Source organism: Bacilliculturomica massiliensis (assembly GCF_900605495.1).
Lineage (GTDB): Bacteria > Bacillota > Clostridia > Peptostreptococcales > Anaerovoracaceae > Bacilliculturomica > Bacilliculturomica massiliensis.
The window spans coordinates 45,536-65,257 of sequence record NZ_LR027599.1 but is presented as its reverse complement, the minus strand read 5'-3'; the positions used below and the strand labels follow the sequence as shown (position 1 = coordinate 65,257).

Sequence of the window (19,722 nt, the reverse complement as noted above, 5' to 3'; positions counted from 1 at the left end):
AAATGCTGATGAATATGCTGGAAATAAAGGACCTGTCGGTGCATTTCAAAAGCCGGGCAGGCACGGTCCACGCTGTAGAAGGCGTGAACCTCTGGTTGGAAAAAGGAGAGCTGCTGGGAGTGGCCGGCGAGTCAGGCTGCGGTAAAACCACCACGACGCTGGCCATACCGGGTCTGCTCCCGCAGAACGCGTTCATCCCCAAAGGCCAGATCCTCTTCAACGGGGAAGATCTGGTGAAAAAGACGGAAAAGGAAATGGAAAAGGTCCGCTGGAAACAGATCTCCGTCATTTTTCAGGGCGCCATGAACGCGCTGAACCCACTGCAGACAGTGGGAAAACAGATGATGGAACCCATATTGCTCCATGAACCTCACGTCTCGAAAAAAGAGGCGGAGGAGCGGGTCAAGGAACTGCTGGAGCAGGTGGGCATTGAAAAAAACCGCTTTACGAACTATCCTCACGAGTTCTCCGGAGGCATGCGCCAGCGGGTCATGATCGCCATGTCGCTGGTGTGCGATCCGGAACTGGTCATCGCAGACGAGCCGGTCACGGCGCTGGACGTCATGATCCAGGCGCAGATACTGGAATTGCTGAAGAAGCTGGTGAAGAAGTACTCACTCTCCATGATCATGATCTCCCACGACCTGTCGGTCCTGTGCGAGCTCTGCGATAAAATTGCCATCATGTACGCGGGACGGGTGGTGGAATACGGCTATGCCAGGGAGGTCTTCACTCATCCGAAGCATCCCTATACGGTGAAATTGCTCCATTCGCTTCCTGATATCTACGGGGAGAAAGTGTTTATCAACGGGATCCCCGGATATCCGCCCAGCCTGATCACGCCTCCCGCCGGGTGTCCGTTCTGCGAACGGTGCACGGAAAAGATACCGGAGTGCGGGAGCCGCGTTCCGGAACTGGTGGATCTGGGCGGAGGGCATTACGCCGCATGCTGCAGGCAGACAGAAGGGCGGGCGGTAGTATGAATCTGGAAAAAAAGACAATGGAAGAAAAAGTGCAGGAACAGCGGAACGCGGACAGAGGCAAGACCATTGAGGTCAATGATCTGTACGTGACCTACAACGTCCGCAAGAAGCGCAAGAAAGCGAAGAATCAGGCGGGAGACGACGAATGCGTTCACGCTGTCAACGGAGTTACCATGGACATCCGGACCGGAGAGATCCTGGCGGTGGTAGGCGAATCCGGCTGCGGGAAGACTACGCTGGGAAAGGCCATTTTGAACATCATCCGTTCATCCTCCGGAACCATCAAATATCACGGACAGGACCTTTCAAAGCTGTCGGGAAGTCAGCTTCAGAGCCTCCGTCAGAAAATGCAGCTGATCTTTCAGGATCCCTATGAGTCCCTGGATCCAAGGCAGAGCGTGTACAAAGCCCTGGAGGAACCGCTGGACATTCACAGGAAGGACATGAGCCCGGAACAAAAAAAGGAACGGATCTACAAGTACCTGGAGGCCGTGGGCCTTCACCCGGCGGAAACCATGGCCCAGCGGTATCCGCACCACCTGTCCGGCGGTCAGCGCCAGCGGCTTTCCATCGCCGCCACAATGATCCTGGAACCGGATTTCGTGGTGGCCGACGAGCCTGTCTCCATGCTGGATGTATCCATTCGGGCGGAGATCCTCAAGCTCATGCTGGACCTGCAGAAGGGCACGGATCTGACATATATGTTCATCACACATGATCTGTCGCTGGCCTGGCTCATCGCCGACCGCATCGCTGTGTTCTATCTGGGAAAGCTGGTGGAGATCGGTCAGGCGGACGATGTGGTCCACCGCTGTATGCATCCTTATTCCCAGGCTCTGGTATCGGTCATTCCCAAGATCAGAGAGGAGGCGGACGAGGACAAGGGCCACGTGCTGAGGGGCGAGACGCCGTCGCCTATGAGCATTCCTTCCGGATGCTGCTTTCACACGCGCTGCTGGCTGTATCAGGAGAAGGGTTGTCCGGAGGTCTGCCGCCAGAAGGAGCCTGCTCTGGTGACAGTGGGCGGGGACCATCAGGCGGCCTGCCATTTTGCCGGGCCGGAGGAAAAAGGGGGAGATTTGCATGGCTGATAAAAAAGAAATAGTGGAACTGATCTCAGAGCTGGTAAAAATAGAATCCATAAATTCATGGCTCATTCCCGAGGGAAGCGGCGAGAAGAACGCCCAGGTTTTCATGCAGGAATATCTGAGCCGTCTGGGGATCGAGTCCCACTTTGAGGAGGTCAGCGACGGGCATTACAATCTGGCGGGCTGTCTGCCGGGGAGCGGAGGCGGCAAAGGGCTCACGCTTTACGCCCACGCGGACACGGTAGGCTGCGAGCTCTGGAGGGACAGAGCATTTGTGCCGGAGCTGAGGGGCGACAAACTTTACGGGCTGGGCGCGGCGGATGATAAGGGCCACTGCGCCGCCATTATGCTGGCTCTGGCGGAGATCAAAAAGAATGGGATCCCCCACAGCGGAGACATTCATTTCTGCTTTGTCGCCGACGAGGAAGGGGAGACTTCAGGGACCATGGCTTACGTGAAGAAGCACGAGCCGGAGGCCGCGCTGATCCTGGAGGCCGCGCCCCTATCCAGCATCAACTACACCCATCAGGGTTTCGGGTGGCTGAATATCATCACCAGGGGGAAGGCGGGACACGGTTCCGCCGGAGCCGTATCCGCAGACGCCATCTATCACATGGCGGAGGTCATCGTGCGGCTGCAGAGGAATCAGAGGGAGATTTTCGCGCCCAACGCGGACCCGCAGAACGGAGAAACGGTGTATCATACCAGCACCATTCGAGGTGGAACGGATTTTGCGTCTTATCCGGAGGAATGCGTCCTGGGGATCGAGATCGGCACTCAGGCCGGGGAGACCATCCAAAACCGGGTAGACGAGATCGAGGCCATATTCCGGGAGGTAAAGGAGATCTGTCCGAACTTCGACGGACGGGTGGAAGTCGTGCTGGCCAGGGATCCATTCGTGGCCAGAGGGCACGAGGAACTTTACGAGATCCTGGCGGACTCCATCGAAAAAATTCACGGCGTACCGGCCCGGGCCGTGGGCGATAACTCCTGGGGCGACGCTCAGCTCTTCCAGGACGCGGGATTTCCCACGCTGGGAGTAGGAGCCGACGGCGGAAATCTCCACGCGCCTGAAGAATGGGTCTCCATCTCTCAGATGGAACAGCTCATAGCGGTGACTGTGGACGTGATCGGGAGGTATTGCCGATGAAGACCGGCCCGGATGACACAGACAGATATCCCTCCACAGCGGCGGCTTCAGAGGAAAGCGGAACATATTTAGGACTGGATCTGGGCACGTCTTCCGTCAAGCTGCTCCTGACGGACAGCAGGGGACGGGTGCTGGGCCAGGCGTCAGCGGATTATCCGATGCACGGGCGATCACAGGGGTTTTACGAACAGAGACCGGAGGAATGGCTGGACGCGATCCGGCATGCCGCCGCGAAGCTCCGGGCCGGCGGTACGCGGGAGGGATCGGACTTCCCGGAGGCTGCCGCAGCCGGAACCCCGCGGGGCTCTGAAGATGGGGATCTTGCTGCGGCCAAAGGGGACTTTCCGTCTGCAGATATGGAATCTGCCTGGCGAAATATACGCCGGATCGGTCTTTCTGCACAGATGCCCACGCTGGTGCTTCTGAGCCGGGAAGCCCGGCGGGAAGGACAGAAGGAAGGACAGAAGGAGGAGCGGAACAGCAGCGGACAGGGCGGTGACGGCGCACGGAGAGCAGGAGACAGCCGGCCCGGCGGAGTCGCACAGGTCTGCGCCGACGGCCAGTCCAGTGACGGCGCATGGATCAGCAATTGCAGCCGGCCCGGCGACAGCGCGCAGTTCAGCGGCGGCAGTCAGTTCGGCGCCGGCGCCGGGGTCCTGGGTAATGCCATCGTCTGGTGCGACAACCGGGCGGCGGAGGAAGGCAGGCGGCTGCTTGAGCTCTGGGGAGACAGACGCCACTATGCGGTCACCGGCGTTTTTCTGGACGGACGTTATCTTGCGCCCATGTATCTGTGGATCAGGCGGCACAGACCCGAATTAGTGGAGAAACCTCACTGGATCTTGTCCGCCAAGGACTATCTGTATTTCTGGCTCAGCGGGCAGATCTGCACAGATCCTTCCACGGCTTCGGGATACGGTCTTTACGATCTGCGCGGAAACTGCTGGAACGAGGAATTGTGCCGTGAGGCGGACATCAATATGGAACTGCTCCCCTGTCTGAGAGACTCCTTCGACAGTTCAGCGCTCATCCGCCGGGAGACCGCGGAGGCGCTGGGACTTTCATGGGATGTGAAGATCGTCTGCGGTGGGGCAGATTCCGTGGCAGGCGTTTACGGTATGGGCGGCACAGAGCAGGGTACGATCTGCCAGATTTGCGGTTCCAGCACTGCCATCGTGGCGGTGGGCTCCGCAGACGCGGCCGGAACGGCGGTTGGCTCCGCAGACGCGGCCGGCATAGGCGGCAGTACAGACGAAGACCGCAGGGATGGATGCGAGACAGGCGGCGGGGCAGGCGGAAGTAAGGCAGACAGCGGGGCTGGCGGCGATGAGGACGCGACGGCGGCAGATCAGGGCGCCGGACAGTTCTTCTTCACACCGCTTCTGAACAGCGGCGCCGTGGGAATGGAGGCCGACATACTCTCCACGGGAAATACTATGGGCTGGCTGCTGGACCTGCTGAACGAGATGCGAGGGAGAAAAGACCTGACTTATCAGGATCTGTCCCGGCTTGCAGGGGAAGCTCCTGCGGGATCGGATGGATTATATTTCATGCCCTACCTGGCGGGCGGAGAGCAGGGCGTTCTGTGGGACGACAGGCTGACGGGGGGCTTTGCCGGGCTGAAGCTGTCTCACAGATTGTGCCACATGGCGAGAGCCTGCTACGAGGGGATCGTATTTGAGGGAAGGCGCTGTGTGGAAGCCTTCTGCGCCGGTGGACTTCAGCCGCGTAAGGTGATCATGACCGGACCTGTCACCGGAGATCCTGTGTTCATGCAGATGACGGCGGACGTGCTCGGACTGCCCTGCACAGCTTCGGAGGTGAACAACGCTTCCGCATACGGCGCCGCTCTGCTGGCCCTGGGAGCGCCCGGCAAAGCAGCGTCAGGGGCAGACGGCAGAGTGTATATTCCAGATCCCAAGATTCAAGAAGTTTATAACCAGTGTTACAGTTCCTATATAAAGGTATCCAAATCAGTTTTAAAAGAAAGAAGGTAATTCAAATGTCTCAGGAAATCAAACGCAATATTGCCGAATATGAGCGGCGTTTTCCCACCAGCAGGAAGCTGTTCGAGGAGGCGAGGCAGTATATTCCCGCAGGCGTAAACAGCACGGCCCGCGCGGTCTGGTCGGGATGGGATCCGTTTCCTCTTTACGTTGAGCAGGGAAAGGGGTCTAAGGTAACAGATATTGACGGAAACGAGTTCATAGATTATCTTCTGGGCCTGGGACCTGCGCTGCTTGGGCACCGGCCGGACAACATCACGGAAGCGGTGGTCAATCACATCCGCAGCATCGGAACGGTTTTTGCGCTGGCCTCGCAGGCGGACACGGATGTGGCCCGCAAGATGGTCGAGTGTGTGCCCAGTCTGGAGAGAGTCCGTCTGAACAACTCCGGAACGGAAGCCGTCACCTATGCTCTGCGTCTGGCTAGGGCTTACACCGGAAAAAGAAAGGTCATTCGTTTCGAGGGCATGTACCACGGGTTCGCGGACACGATCTACTGGAGCAAGCATCCCTCCGAAGCGGCGCTGGTGGACGGCATGCCTGTTCCTGAGCCTCAGGGTCCCGGAGTTCCGGAAGAGCTGGCGGACACGCTCATCATCCTGCCCTGGAATGATCTGGACCTTTTGAAAAAGACCATCGAGGAAAACTACGAGGATATTGCAGCGGTGATCAGCGAACCCGTTATGTGCAATACGGGCTGTATTTTGCCCAAACCTGGTTATCTGGAAGGCATGCGGGAACTGACCAAAAAATATGGGATCGTCATGATCATCGACGAGGTCATCACGGGATTCAGGATCTCTCTGGCAGGCGCTCAGGGGTATTATGGGATCGATCCGGATCTGTCCATCTTTGCCAAAGGCATGGGCGGCGGATTTCCGGTGGCGGCGCTGGGCGGCAAGGCGGAGATCATGAGTCTGGTGGACAAGGGGACCGTGTCCGTGGCGGGGACCTACAGCGGCAACGGGATCGCGCTCTCCGCGGCTTCGGCTACGCTGGATTATCTGCGGACGCCGGGATTGTACGAGGAGCTCTACCGCAAGTGCGATAAGCTGAGAGAAGGTCTGGATCGAATCTGGAGAAATTCCAAAGTGGACGCTTACTGCGTGGGACTGGGACCTGTATTCCAGGTATGGTTTGCGGATCATCCCATCGAAAACTACAGAGATGCGCAAAAGTATGCCAGAGGCGACATTTTTACGCTCTGGTGGGAGGAAATGCTGTTCCGCGGCGTGTTGTTCCACCCGCACTATTACGAAAACCTCTTCGTGTCCATGGCGCACACCGACAAGGACATCGACGACACGCTGGCGAAGGCGGAGGAAGCGGCCGCAGCTGTTGAAAAACGATTGGGCATGTAGATAAAAAATTTTCGGACAGAGTCGGAGATCAATAAATAGGATGGAAAAGACGGGGACCGCAAGGCGCTTAACGGGGCCTGCGGCCCCCGTTTTACAGCGTTCCGTTTTGCGGGGGCTCCGCGGGGCCCTCGGTCCAGCTTTTGCAGAGCTCCGCGCTGACTGCGGCCCAGCTGGGCGCCGGAGCCGGCCTGAGTTGACGGCCGCAGCGGATCCTGGATGGAACATAAAATATTTGAACAGGGATGGAAACGACATGAAAATTATCAGGGCAACGGATTACAGAGATATGAGCAGAAAGGCGGCGAATTTTCTGTCCGCTCAGGTCATTCTGAAGGAAAACTGCGTTCTGGGACTGGCCACGGGCAGCACGGTCCTTGGGATCTACGAACAGCTGATCCAATGGTATAACAAGGGAGACATCGACTTTTCAGCGGTGTCCACAGTAAATCTGGACGAGTATGCCGGACTTTCGTCTGAGGACCCCAACAGCTATGGCTATTATATGAACACAAATTTGTTCCGGCATATCAATATCGACCCGCGGAGATGCCATCTGCCGGACGGGACGGCCGCAGACCTGACGGCGGAGTGCCTGCATTACGAAGAACTGATCCAGCAGTTGGGAGGTATCGACATGCAGCTTTTGGGACTGGGGGAAAACGGACATATCGGTTTCAACGAGCCCCATCAGTCCTTCGCCCAGATGACCCATGTGGTGGAGCTCAGCGAGAGCACGCGGGCGGCCAACGCCAGATTCTTCTCCTCTGAGGAAGATGTGCCGAAGCAGGCCGTCACGATGGGTGTTAAGCGCATTATGCAGGCGAGACGGATCCTGCTTTGCGTCAGCGGGCAGAGAAAGGCCCGCATACTGAAGGAAGTGCTGTTTGGACCAGTGATCCCAGCCATACCGGGATCGATCCTGCAGATGCATCCGCGCCTGACGGTAGTGGCGGATGCGGATGCGCTGGCGGAGATCCGCGGATAGGGGGCCGCGGGGCAGAGCTCCGGCCGTAAGGGAAGTGCGGCAGCCCGATGAAAGGTTAAGCACGACGGGTAAGTCTCTGACGGGCAGTGCGGAAGGTGCGGCGGGGTGATGGGCGGTGCGGCGCGCAATGCCACGGGCAGTGCTTCGGGCAGCCCAAAGGGGCGTTTAAAGGCCAGTACGAAAGCTGGTCTGAAGGCCAGTTTGAATGCCAGTTTGAAGGAACGATGGAATATGGCCGGGCCGTCAGCGCCGACTGTGAAACCATGTATTGGAAATAGGTGATAATCATGATTTTTTTCACATTTCCCCGATATCAGGAGATCTTTTCGGCGAAATGCAGGAAAAAACTTGAGATTCCCCTATATTTGAAGAAAATCAGCTGCTAAAACAGCTGAAAAAGCGGGAATATAGGCGAAAACGTTAATTTTTTTCTGTTTTCGCCTATTTTATTTTGCGGGCAGCATTGCGAAGCGGATCGAAAAGGATTCATTGTTAAATTAAGCAAGAACGGTGAACGTCATCGGAAAGGCGGGGCGGCGGGTTTTCCGGTCATTGCAGTGCAGGCTGCCGCACTGTTTTGTGCACATTTTATAGCATCTGCATCGCAGTGGCGGCAGACTGGCGGAGCGCTGGCGGTCTGCCCGGCTTTGGCGGCAATTCTACCGGAGAGGACCGGCTGACCTGACGGCAGCACCGGTTTGGGCGCCGGAGGCGGACAGGAACCTGCCGGCGGCATGTGGGGGACATACAGGCGTCGTCAGTTTTTCACGGTAAGCGCGGGATCAGAAAAGGAGCAGGGAAACGGTGGGGTTTCTCTGCTCCTTCTCTATCTTTGATTTTATCAACTTATTACGCCGTCGTTGCCCGCTACATTCCCAGGATAAGCGACGCCGTCTGGTACACGGTGAAGGTGACGACCCAGGCGGTTGCCAGCTGGAAAAGGGCTACCTGAAACATACTTCTCACGCTGTTCGTTTCCTTTTTAAAGGTGGCCAGGGTGGCCGCGCAGGGGATGTACAGCAGGCAGAACAGCATCATACAGAAAGCGTTCAACGGCCCGAAACCGATGCCTGCCAGGGAGGCGTGCAGCGCGGACAGGTCTCCGGCACTTCCAACGGTCTGCATGCCAAACAGCACGATGAAGCTGGATACCACGACTTCTTTGGCAGAGATCCCTGCGATCAGAGCGACTACCACCTGCCAGAAACCCAGCCCCACCGGGGCCAGCACAGGGATCAAAAGCGTACCGAGTTTTGCGCCGAAGCTGGCGGTCATGTCGTCGGTGTAGCCCTGGAAGCCGAAGTTCAGCAGAAACCAGATGATGACGGAGGCTACGAAAATAGTCGTGCCGGCTTTCGTCAGATAATCGCGCACCTTTTCCCACACGTAAATGAATACGGTGCGGGCGCTGGGCATTTTATATTCCGGCAGTTCGATCAGCAGCATGTCTTTCGACCGCTGTTTGTCCCGCCAGTTCAGTACCAGAGCTACGATCATGGCCACGGCGATGCCGATCAGGTACATGGAGTAGGCGGCGATCATGGCGTGTTCTGCGAAGAACAGGTCGGAGAACAAAATGTAGATCGGAAGCCGGGCGCTGCATGACATGAACGGGGTGATCAGCATGACGCGCCGCCGGTCTTTGGGATTCTCCAGTACCCGGGAGGCCATCAGCGCGGGGACGGTGCAGCCGAAACCCAGGATCATGGGGATGAACGCCCGGCCGGAAAGTCCCATTTTTCCCATGACGCTGTTCATCACATAGGCTACCCGGGCCATGTAGCCGCTGTCCTCCAGAAAGGCCAGAGCCAGAAACAGGATGGCAATATTGGGGAGGAAGGACAGGATCCCGCCCACTCCGGCGATAATGCCGTCCGTTGTCAGCGCTGTCAGCATGGGGCCCGCGTGTACGGCGCTGAGCCCGGCCGCCGTGCCGTCGGAGATCCAGCCGATCAGTATTTCAAAATATCCTTTGATCCAGTCGCCCAGAGTGAAGGTGAGTACGAACACCATGGCCATGATCGCCAGAAAGAGGGGGATCCCCAGCCAATTGTTCAGAAGCAGATCGTCGGCCTTGTCTGTGAGCGCCGCCTGCTTTTCTTTGTTTACCAGAGTCTCGCCGATGATCTCCTCGATAAAATCGTATTTCTCATTGATGATATCGCTCTCGTAGCTGCGGTCCAGCACCTGCGGGAGATCGACGGGATAGCTTTCCATGATCTCGTGATCCTGCTCCAGCAGCTTTATGGCGTGCCAGCGGGGATTTTTGATACCGGGATATTTTTTGTTCAGCTCCTCGGAAACGATGTCGATCTTGTCTTCCAGCCCATCGCTGTAGACCATGGCGTGCTGTTCGTGTTTTTTTGAATGGTCGGAAGAATGATGGTGGATCAGCCGGTCCGCCTGACTGGTGTCGCGGTGATGTGCGATGGTGTGGAGCAGTATGTCAAGACCCTTGCGCTTCTGGGCGGAAACCGGGATCACCGGAACGCCCAGCATTTCCGGCAGCCGGTGCAGGTCGATCTCCATGCCTCTTTTTGCCACTACGTCCATCATATTCAGCGCTACGACCACGGGCTTTCCAAGCTCCAGCAGCTGAAGGGTCAGGTAGAGGTTGCGCTCCAGAGAAGAAGCGTCTGCCACATCCACGATCACGTCCACATCGTCGCTGAGGATATACTGCCGGGACACCTGTTCCTCCATGGTGTAAGAGGTCAGGCTGTAGGTGCCGGGTAGGTCCACCAGCTTGAAGATGTTGTCGTGATATTTCATTGCGCCTTCCACCTTCTCCACCGTGACGCCCGGCCAGTTGGCGACTTTCAGATTGGCGCCTGTGAAGGCGTTGAACAATGTCGTTTTTCCGCAGTTGGGGTTACCGATAAACCCTACCGTCATTTCGTTTTCCATTCCGACGCCTCCTTGACCTGAATATTAGACGTGAGTCCTCTGCCTACGGCGAACCGGGTGCCGCGCAGCAAAATTACGAGAGTGCCGCTGTTTTTTTTGTGCAGCACCCTGAGCTGTGAGCCCCGGGTCATGCCCAAAGCTTCCATTCTTTTTTCCACCTGCTGCGGAAGCGCCGAGTTCAGTACCGTATATACCTGTCCCACATTTCCTTCTGCCAATGTCACACTCATCCCTCATTTCTTTGTATAATGATCTGCCTTCGGCTCTCCAGAGCTCACGGTTTCCAGACGGCGGGTCTGCCTCTGGCCGTTGATGTGTGTCAACGCTGAAATTTGAGCTGTTCAGGGATGTGCATCCCCGTCCGCCGAAGATAGGTTTATATTTGAATCGATTCCGCCGGAGGAAGACATTTTCGCATCTGCTCCGCGGAGAAATTTTGAGTTAGTCAGACCTAACTTCGCGTTTCTATTATAAATTGAGAAAGAGTATTTGTACACTCTATTTAGAAAAAAGACAAAGAAAAACCGCAGAGCACAGTGAAAATGTGTTCTGCGGTACGATGGGCCGCTGGAACTCTTAACACATCTCCTGGAGATCCGCAGTGGACCGGCAAGCCTTTCATTTACGCGGCGGTCTGCGTCTGCTGCTGGATTCCCAGACCTGGAGCGCAGGCGATGATATCGCTTACAGAAGATGCATTTTTGAATCTTTTTCAGTGATGGGCCGCACCGGGCGGCACGGATTTCCATAGGCGAGATAGTTGGCGGGAATATCCTTCACCACAACGCTGCCTGCTCCGATCACCGCGCCCTTTCCGATCCGGACGCCGCCGCATACCACTACGTTGCAGGCGATCCAGACGTAATCCTCTATAATGATCTCAGGGGCATATTCGGAAACGGACACATGGCCGTCGGGATATTTCATGGCGCACCGTTCCAGGGCCAGCAGCGGATGAGAAGTGGCCATCAGAGAGACATTGGGTCCCAGCATGACGTGATCGCCGATGGTGATCTTTCCGTCGTCCATGATAGTCAGGTTGAAATTGGCGAAAAAGTGATCGCCCACGGTCGTATGGCAGCCGTAGTTTACCTGGATCGGTCCCTGCAGATAGAAACCGGTTCCGATCTCTCCCATCAGGTCTCTGATGATCAGAGACCGCCGGCCGTCGTATTCGTCAAGACTGTTGTATTCCTGACACAGGATGTGAGCCTTATGCTTGAGATTTTTCAGTTCCGGTCTCTGTGCGTCAAACAATTTTCCCGCAAAGATTCTGTCCTCTTCACTCATTTTATGTTTTCCTTTCATAAGCTGGCTTCTCGCGCCGGCGAAACAATACATACAATGCGTACAATATTACGTTAACATTGACTTTGTGTGGTTTCAACAGTAGAATTGTATGCAAGACAATTTCTAGGGGGGAAAAATTTTGCCGATCAATTCCTTTGAGAATTATCCCATGTCGTGGAGACCGGAGAGATCGAAGCTCAGATCGCCTGTCTATCGTTCCCTTGCGGAAAATTTGGAGCGGGATATTGCGGAGGGCAGGCTTCGCCCGGGCACAAAGCTGCCTCCCCAGAGAGAACTGGCGGACTATCTCGACGTGAATTTAAGCACGATCACCCGGGCGTTCAGACTTTGCGAGCGAAAAGGCCTGATCTATGCGATCGTGGGCCGGGGAACCTTCGTTTCGCCCAGGGCTACGCTGCCTGAGCCTTCGGCAGGATCGGACGAATACATCGAGCTGGGAGTCATAAGACCGTATTATTGCTGCAATCAGATCGTGGCCGACGCAGCCGGGGAGATGCTCAGGTCCCACAATTCCGACAAATTGTTTGAATTCGATCTCACGCTGGGAAACGCATACCACAGAAGCGTTGCTGAGAAGTGGCTGGCCGGTTTTGGCATGAACGCCAGGACTGACGATATCGTTCTTACCGCCGGCACGCAGAACGCGCTGGCTATTTCGCTGATGACGCTGTTTGAGGCGGGAGATAAGGTGATCACGGACGAGTTTACATATCCTAACTTCATCAGTCTGGCCAGACAGCTGCGTATACAGCTTGTCTCCGTGGGGGCGGACATCGGCGGCATGCGGCCGGATCTGCTGGAACGACAGTGCAGGCAGTGCGATGCAAAGGGGATATTCCTCATGCCTTCCTGCTGTAATCCCACAGGAATCGCCATGAGTCCGAAACGGCGGAAAGAAATCGCGGGAGTAATCCGAGAACGGAAACTGATCCTGATCGAGGACGATACTTACGGTTTTTTATCAGATGACAGTACCGCACCTCTCGCATCGCTGCTGCCGGAGCGCGCCGTGTACGTTCACGGCTTGTCGAAATCCCTTTCCGCAGGGCTGCGAATCGCCTACGTGGTGATCCCCAGCAGTTACCGTAAGGCGTTTCTGAATACGGCCAACAATATCAATCTGAAAATTCCGCTGCTGAACGCAGAATTGGCCAGCCGGCTGATCAGCTGCGGCGCGGCGTGGGAGATCATCCGCAGAAAGAGGGAAATGTCGGAAGAGCGGAACCGGATCTTTCACAGGTTCTTTCCGATGAACGCTGCCGGCGGCCCAACGGGCGCTGAAGTCAGCGGCCGCAGCTTTTTTCAGTGGCTTCCGCTGCCCCGAGACTGCGGCGGATATCCCCTTGAGGCGCAGGCGAAACTTCAGGGGGTGCGCATTTTGTGTTCGGACCGATTTGCCGCCGGAAATACGACGCAGACGCCGTGCGGATCGCCACCTGTTCGCCCGTATCCACGGATGAACTGGAGCGCGGTCTTGGCATAGTGAAAGCGTTGATCGCAGAAAATCAGAAAAGCCCGGATAGCAGCGCCTTTATCATCTGAATATGGAACCGGGCCGATTGCCGCCGTTTACCTTTTCGGTGGGATCGCCGACACCATATCGGGACCGGAGCAATACGGTCGTGGGCGAGGGAAGACCCGGCAGGGTGACTGCAGGGTCGCCGTGGGGGCGCTGGTACGGGGGGACGGAGAAATCTGCCGAGACTCAGTGAGCCGCGGAATGAGGTCTTCGGATTCAACGGATCAAAAATGGGAGATATACAGATGAAAGATTTTTCGAGAAAGGACCTGAACTTTTCCCTCTGCGGGCTGAACTGCGCCCTGTGTCCCATGAAGCTGGGCGGTTACTGTCCCGGCTGCGGCGGCGGAGAGGGCAATCAGTCCTGCTCCATCGCCAGGTGCAGCATGAAGAGGGCTGGGATCGCGTACTGTTTTCAGTGCGGCGAACACCCTTGCGAAAAATACGTTGGGATCGACCAATTCGATTCTTTCCTGCCTCACAACCAGCTGAAAAACTTTGCACGGGCTGAGAAGATCGGTCTGGAGGGCTATCTGGCTGAACTGGAGGAAAAATCGGTCATACTGCGGCATCTGCTGGAACGCTGCAACGACGGGCGGCGAAAGAGCTTTTACTGCACGGCTGTAAATCTTCTGGAGATCCAGGAGCTTCGGGCCGCTGTGGAGAGGATGGAGTCCCTGGCGCCGGAGGGGACCACGGTAAAAGAAATGGCCGCGGCGGCGGTCCAGGCGCTGCAGGATGCGGCGGCAGTCCGGGGAATTGAACTGAAGCTGAAAAAGAAACCGAAGAAAAAGTGATGACGGGCGCAGGCGGCCGAACATGGTCAGTCGTGCGCAGGCGGCAAGGTATGGTCAGTCGTGCGCAGGCGGCAAAGGAGGAGAACGATGGAATACCGCAGAGCAGGTCAGGAAGATACAGCGTCCTTTGTGGAAAACCGGATAGAATCTGTATCGTCAATACGCGATGTTGAGGGCCTGGAAGGATTCCGGGCCGCCACCCGCAGATATATAGAAGAGCACATCGAGCAGGATGATCTGATCGTGTACATCGCTGGCCGCCTGATGGATCGGATAGGGATAATCGCCGGATGAGACAGAAAGACGAGAGAAAGAGAGGCTGAGAAGAAATGGAACGCTGCAGTTGGTGTCTTTGCAATGAAAAAATGACGCGCTATCACGACCAGGAGTGGGGCGTGCCCCTTCACGACGACCGAAAGCAATTCGAGTTTCTGATGATGGAAGTGATGCAGTGCGGGCTGAACTGGAATATGATGATCCAGAAACGGGAGATCTTTCGCCGGTGTTTTGACGATTTTGACTATGACAGGATCGCGGAATACGGTGAAGAGGAGATCGCCCGCATCCTGAATGAGGAGGGGATGATCAGATCCCGCCGCAAGGTGGAGGCTGTGATCAGCAACGCCAGGTGCTTTCAGGCGGTCCGGCGGGAATACGGATCCTTCAGCGAATACATATGGAAGTTTTCCGGCGGAAAGACGATATTATACGCCGGTCATCAGAAGGGAAAGATAGTGGCGAAAAACGCGCTTTCTGACCAGGTGAGCAGGGATCTGAAAAAACGAGGGTTCAAATATCTGGGGTCTATTACCGTGTACTCTCATCTGCAGGCCTGCGGGATCATCAACGATCATCTGGAAGATTGTTTTCGATACAGGGAAATCGTGGACAACTATCCCACTGTGCGCAGGAGAAAGGAATAGTTCAGGTCGAGCATCGGAAGGGAAATCCTGGATCTGAACGAAAGGCATGGGACAGCTGGGGACTATTTTGGCGCGGCGGGTCACCTGGGAGCCGCGCGCATCGGCGGAGGTAATATTTTGGCCGCCGGGACGGGTGCCTGCAGCGGCCGAATGGTATGGCGGCCGGGGCGGCGCTTTGGCTGAAAGGCATGGCGGCCGGCGTAGCGCTTTGGGCGAATGGGCGTCGCGGCCGGGGCGGGGCTTTGACTGAGGGGACTTCTTGGCCGGAGCGGCGCCTTGGACGAATGGCATGGCGGCCGGCGCGCCACTTTGAGCGAATGGAACGTCTTGGCCGGCGTAGCGCTTTGACAGGACAGGGCAGATAGGCGAAACGGCGAAGAAAAGCCAATTTTCACCGAAATGGCGGACTGAAATAGGCGAAATGCGATTTTTTTTTCAGATATCACCTATTTGAGTGGAAAAATATATAAAATCTGCCGGAAAAACGTGCTGTTTTAGGTGAAACAGCGAATTTTTAGCTATTCTCGCCCATTGTCATGGATCTTCAGCAGTACAAGAGTATGAACTCGATCGGCGTTCCCTGCTTTGCGGCCGTCTGATCGGAGCTCCCCACTTGGAGCTTATGATCCTCTGCCGCAACTCGTCCGGAACCCTTTGCGGATTCCTATTATCCATAGAGTGAGACACGTTTCCTTTTGATCTATCTGAGAGCAACGGTCTGTATTACCGCCTGGATTTTCCAGGCGATTTTTAATAACATAGAAAATATCGTCCGTTGATATTTCCGTATATTTTAGAAAAGTTTACCTTGTAAAAGTGAGCCCGTAGGGCGCATAAGTTTTCGAAGAAAACTTTTTTATTTGGAGACAGATCAAAGACCGTTCTGACCGGCGAACACGGTTCTTCATATTAATAGAAGATGCGTGGGATCAGAAACTTCGGATAGAACTAAATCAATATTAATTTATTTTTTAAAAGCTATTGACATTTTTCGGCGTATGCATATAATGAACGTATGAACAGTTATTCATATGTTAATTCGTTCATGATATACACTGGCCGAAGGGCCAAATGACGCTGGACGAAAATAGCGGACCGGTGGAACTGAAATGACAGGCAGGTCTCTGGATGCGGGAGAACCGCAGCAATAATGCGGAGCAGCGGCGGCTATGTGGGAAAGGAGAAACGAAATGGCAGAGAAGAAAACGAGGAACGCGTGGAACCGGGATGCCGGGTGCGAGATCGAGAACTGCGAGGTGACACAGGTTCACGGCGAAGTGGTGAAATCGGTGACTGATCAGATGCCGGAGGATGAGATCCTGTATGATCTGGCGGAGTTGTATAAGGTGTTCGGAGACAGCACGCGGATCAAGATCCTGTATGTTCTCTTTGAATCAGACCTGTGTGTCTGCGATATCGCGGAAGCGCTTTCCATGGGACAGTCGGCTATCTCACATCAGCTCCGTGTGCTGAAACAGGCGCAGCTGGTAAAGTTTCGCAGAGAAGGCAAGCAGGTGATCTACTCTCTGGCAGATGATCACGTGAGAACGATCATCGATCAGGGGATGGAGCATATCATGGAGTAGCCCGGGCGGCCAGTCGGGGATCCGCTCTATGCGGCGGAATGCGACCGTGGAACAAGATCGCAGAACATGACCGTCAACGTGGCGGCAGAAGGTGCCCCGGTTAAAGCAACGACAGCAGGCTGCCCCGTGGCGGGAAGCTGGAAAGTGACGTCTGCAGGTGGCGGCAGGCGAGCGCGGCAGGTGAATGACGCGTCAGAGGATAAGAGATGAAAACAGCGGCGAGGCAGCCGTTGAAATAAGCAAGAAGCATACATCAACGCAGGCAGAGGAAAGGAAAGAGTGATCAAAATGAAAAAGGTATTTAAAATGAAAGATCTGGATTGTGCGAACTGTGCGGCTAAGATGGAGAACGCCGTGAAAAAAATCGATGGGGTAAACAGCGCCACTATCAGTTTTATGACCCAGAAGCTCACTATAGACGCGGTAGACGATCGTTTTGACGCGATCATGCAGGAGGTAGTGAAGGCCTGCAGGAAGGTAGAGCCGGACTGCACGATCCTGATCTAAGGGAAGCTGAGGCGTTTTGTTTTGTGAAATAGGGGTGATCGGGACGGCAGGACCGTAACGGGGCGGCTGGTGCGCCGCTGCGGCCCGGACCCAGAATAGCAGGGAGTAGAGATTATGAGCAAAAGACAGAAAAAAGATTTGGCAAAGATTATAGCAGGCGGCGTGCTTCTTGTGATCGCGGCACTTGCCCCTGCGGAAGGGTATCTGCGGCTGGCGCTGTTTCTCATACCGTATCTTCTGGTAGGCGGACCGGTATTGTTGTCGGCCGTCAGGAATATTTTCAGGGGGCAGGTGTTTGATGAGAATTTCCTGATGGCGCTGGCCACCGTGGGAGCGTTTTTGATCGGAGAATATCCGGAAGGCGTAGCGGTCATGTTGTTTTATCAGGTAGGAGAGTTGTTCCAGAGTTACGCGGTCAACCGGTCCCGTCAGTCCATCACAGAGCTGATGAATATCCGGCCGGATTACGCCAACATCGAGCGGGACGGAGAGCTGGTCCAGGTCGACCCGGAGGAAGTGCGGATCGACGACCTGATCACGGTAAAGGCCGGCGAAAAAATCCCTCTGGACGGTCTGGTGGTATCGGGGAATTCTATGGTGGATACCTCGGCGCTGACAGGAGAATCCGTGCCCCGCAGTGTTTCAGCCGGCACGGAGGTGCTGTCCGGCTGTGTCAATCAGAACGGACTGCTGGTCATCCGCGTGACGAAAGAGTTTGGGGAATCCACCGTATCTAAGATCCTGGATATGGTGGAAAACGCCAGCAGCAAGAAGGCAAAAGCGGAGAACTTTATCACCAGATTTGCGCGGTATTATACGCCGGCGGTAGTTATCGCCGCGGCGGCTCTGGCTTTGATCCCTCCGCTGGTGGTGCCGGGCGCTGCCTGGGCGGACTGGATCCAGCGGGCGCTGATCTTTCTGGTCATCTCCTGTCCCTGTGCGCTGGTCATCTCTATTCCTCTGGGATTTTTCGGGGGGATCGGAGGAGCATCGAAAAGCGGCGTGCTGGTGAAGGGAAGCAATTATCTGGAGGCGATGGCTTCCGCAGAGATCGTCGTCTTCGACAAGACAGGCACACTGACAAAAGGGGTATTCCGCGTGACGGAGATCAACCCGTCCAGAAAGCTGTCCGAGATAGTCACGCCGGGCGCCAGTGGCGCCGATACGGCGGAGGGAGGCCGGATAGTCAGCGAGAACGCGCTGCTGGAGATGGCGGCGCTGGCGGAGAGCTATTCCGACCATCCCATTTCCCTGTCGCTGAAACAGGCTTGGATGGAGCGAAATACACCGCAGGAGGCGGCGCAGTCTGAAGCAGTTCAGGTCAAACAGGCTGGGAACAGAGGGGAAGCAGCGCTGCCCGGGACAGATCAGCCAGAGACAGTGCGGTCTGAGACGGAGCGCACAGATGGAGCGTCAGGGCCTGTGAAAGAAAAGCGCGTCACGGACGTGGAGGAGATCGCAGGACACGGTGTGAAGGCGCTGGTGGACGGCCGGACGGTGCTGGCCGGAAACCTCAGACTGATGCAGAAATTCGGCGTCGAGTGCGCGCCGGAGGATAAGGCGGGCACGGTGGTATATGTGGCCCGGGACGGCAGTTTCTGCGGCACGGTGCTCATATCGGACGAGATCAAGCAGGATTCCGCGAAAGCGGTGGCAGGGCTGCGCAGGCTGGGTGTGAAAAAGACCGTTATGCTTTCGGGCGACGCCAGGAATGTGGCTGAACGCACGGCAGAACAGATCGGTCTGGACGCTGCCTATGCAGAGCTGCTGCCGGGGGATAAAGTTGAGAAGATGGAAGCGCTTATGAAGCAGAAATCGCCGAAAGGAAAGCTGCTTTTCGTGGGCGACGGCATCAACGACGCGCCTGTACTGGCACAGGCTGATGTGGGCGTGGCCATGGGAGGGCTGGGATCGGACGCGGCTATCGAAGCTGCGGACGTGGTGCTCATGGACGATCAGCCTTCCAAACTTCTGACCGCTATCGGGATCGCCAGAAAGACCCTTCGCATCGTCAAGCAGAATATCGTGTTTGCACTTGGCGTTAAGGGATTGATCCTGATTCTGGGAGCTTTCGGCATGGCGAACATGTGGGAGGCAGTTTTCGCCGACGTAGGCGTTTCGGTCATCGCGATCTTAAACGCCATGCGGGCGCTGAAAGCGGATTAAAGTCGGAGCAAAGGGAGTATACAAAAGATAATAATCGCACAGCGATGAGGAACAGAACGCCGGAGGCGCGCACACGACCGCGCCCCGGCGTTTTGCGCAGTGCGGCGCCGCTCCATATTGTGCCGGTGCTTCACGGTGTGCCGGGTTCCACACTGAACCGGAGTTCCACGGTGTGCCGGTGCTCCGCGCTGAACCGGTGCTGTACAGGAGGATCTTGTGCCGGGCCCGTACAGCGCCGCCTCGCCCGGCCGCATCGAATCTTGCCCCACGCTGGGGCGCTGGGCTGCACGGTTCTGTCTGAATGTGAGGGGGGCAAAAAGCGAAAAACTGTTGCATTAACTCTTTCGGTGAAATAGAATAAATTCAGGACAGCCGCGGTGTGCAGCGGCAAACAGGCGTAATATGCTAATTTACAGGGAGAGCGGTATCCAAA

Annotated in this window: 16 protein-coding genes; 13 read left to right on the top strand and 3 right to left on the bottom strand. The window is 56.1% G+C overall.

Annotated elements, in window-relative coordinates:
• Positions 1-8 precede the first annotated feature (8 nt).
• The 6 genes from E0E37_RS02930 (at position 9) to nagB (ending at position 7,573) form a co-directional block, all read left to right on the top strand.
• Positions 9-983, top strand: coding sequence for an ABC transporter ATP-binding protein (locus E0E37_RS02930; protein ID WP_246019621.1), 975 nt, complete (start codon positions 9-11; stop codon positions 981-983).
• Positions 980-2,074, top strand: a complete 1,095-nt coding sequence (locus E0E37_RS02925) for an ABC transporter ATP-binding protein (RefSeq protein WP_165445171.1) — start codon at positions 980-982, stop codon at positions 2,072-2,074. The genes E0E37_RS02930 and E0E37_RS02925 overlap by 4 nt, the downstream gene beginning before the upstream one ends.
• Complete coding sequence (locus tag E0E37_RS02920; protein ID WP_130861480.1) at positions 2,067-3,221, top strand: M20 family metallopeptidase; 1,155 nt, start codon at positions 2,067-2,069, stop codon at positions 3,219-3,221. Before E0E37_RS02925 ends, E0E37_RS02920 begins: the two co-directional genes overlap by 8 nt.
• Positions 3,218-5,218 carry a xylulokinase gene (locus E0E37_RS02915; protein WP_165445170.1) on the top strand — a complete coding sequence of 667 codons (2,001 nt, stop codon included), beginning with the start codon at positions 3,218-3,220 and terminating at the stop codon, positions 5,216-5,218. Before E0E37_RS02920 ends, E0E37_RS02915 begins: the two co-directional genes overlap by 4 nt.
• A gap of 5 nt (positions 5,219-5,223) precedes the next feature.
• A complete protein-coding gene (locus E0E37_RS02910; RefSeq protein ID WP_130861478.1) occupies positions 5,224-6,588 on the top strand; it encodes an aspartate aminotransferase family protein in 1,365 nt (454 codons plus the stop codon).
• A 253-nt stretch (positions 6,589-6,841) separates the two neighbouring features.
• Positions 6,842-7,573: a glucosamine-6-phosphate deaminase gene (nagB, locus tag E0E37_RS02905; protein WP_130861477.1), complete on the top strand. Its 732-nt coding sequence runs from the start codon at positions 6,842-6,844 to the stop codon at positions 7,571-7,573.
• Between the two features lie 867 nt (positions 7,574-8,440).
• Here the strand turns inward: nagB and feoB are convergent.
• From feoB to E0E37_RS02890, 3 genes are all read right to left on the bottom strand, one after another.
• Complete coding sequence (gene feoB / locus E0E37_RS02900) at positions 8,441-10,480, bottom strand: ferrous iron transport protein B (RefSeq protein ID WP_130861476.1); 2,040 nt, start codon at positions 10,478-10,480, stop codon at positions 8,441-8,443.
• A complete protein-coding gene (locus tag E0E37_RS02895; protein WP_330548526.1) occupies positions 10,465-10,710 on the bottom strand; it encodes a FeoA family protein in 246 nt (81 codons plus the stop codon). The genes feoB and E0E37_RS02895 overlap by 16 nt, the downstream gene beginning before the upstream one ends.
• Positions 10,711-11,164: 454 nt before the next feature.
• On the bottom strand, positions 11,165-11,770 hold the full coding sequence (locus E0E37_RS02890) for a sugar O-acetyltransferase (RefSeq protein WP_130861475.1): 606 nt from the start codon (positions 11,768-11,770) through the stop codon (positions 11,165-11,167).
• 139 nt (positions 11,771-11,909) lie between these two features.
• Between E0E37_RS02890 and E0E37_RS02885 the strand changes: the two genes are divergently transcribed.
• From E0E37_RS02885 to E0E37_RS02855, 7 genes are all read left to right on the top strand, one after another.
• The gene (locus tag E0E37_RS02885; protein ID WP_207302911.1) at positions 11,910-13,274 is read left to right on the top strand and encodes an aminotransferase-like domain-containing protein; all 1,365 of its coding nucleotides are present in this window, start codon (positions 11,910-11,912) and stop codon (positions 13,272-13,274) included.
• 281 nt (positions 13,275-13,555) lie between these two features.
• Complete coding sequence (locus E0E37_RS02880) at positions 13,556-14,107, top strand: DUF3795 domain-containing protein (RefSeq protein WP_130861474.1); 552 nt, start codon at positions 13,556-13,558, stop codon at positions 14,105-14,107.
• A gap of 87 nt (positions 14,108-14,194) precedes the next feature.
• On the top strand, positions 14,195-14,401 hold the full coding sequence (locus E0E37_RS02875; protein WP_130861473.1) for a hypothetical protein: 207 nt from the start codon (positions 14,195-14,197) through the stop codon (positions 14,399-14,401).
• A 35-nt stretch (positions 14,402-14,436) separates the two neighbouring features.
• Complete coding sequence (locus tag E0E37_RS02870) at positions 14,437-15,030, top strand: DNA-3-methyladenine glycosylase I (protein ID WP_130861472.1); 594 nt, start codon at positions 14,437-14,439, stop codon at positions 15,028-15,030.
• A gap of 1,190 nt (positions 15,031-16,220) precedes the next feature.
• Positions 16,221-16,616, top strand: a complete 396-nt coding sequence (locus E0E37_RS02865) for an ArsR/SmtB family transcription factor (protein WP_130861471.1) — start codon at positions 16,221-16,223, stop codon at positions 16,614-16,616.
• Positions 16,617-16,904: 288 nt separating this feature from the next.
• The gene (locus E0E37_RS02860; RefSeq protein WP_130861631.1) at positions 16,905-17,123 is read left to right on the top strand and encodes a cation transporter; all 219 of its coding nucleotides are present in this window, start codon (positions 16,905-16,907) and stop codon (positions 17,121-17,123) included.
• A 114-nt stretch (positions 17,124-17,237) separates the two neighbouring features.
• Positions 17,238-19,289: a heavy metal translocating P-type ATPase gene (locus E0E37_RS02855; RefSeq protein WP_130861470.1), complete on the top strand. Its 2,052-nt coding sequence runs from the start codon at positions 17,238-17,240 to the stop codon at positions 19,287-19,289.
• Positions 19,290-19,722: the final 433 nt, after the last annotated feature.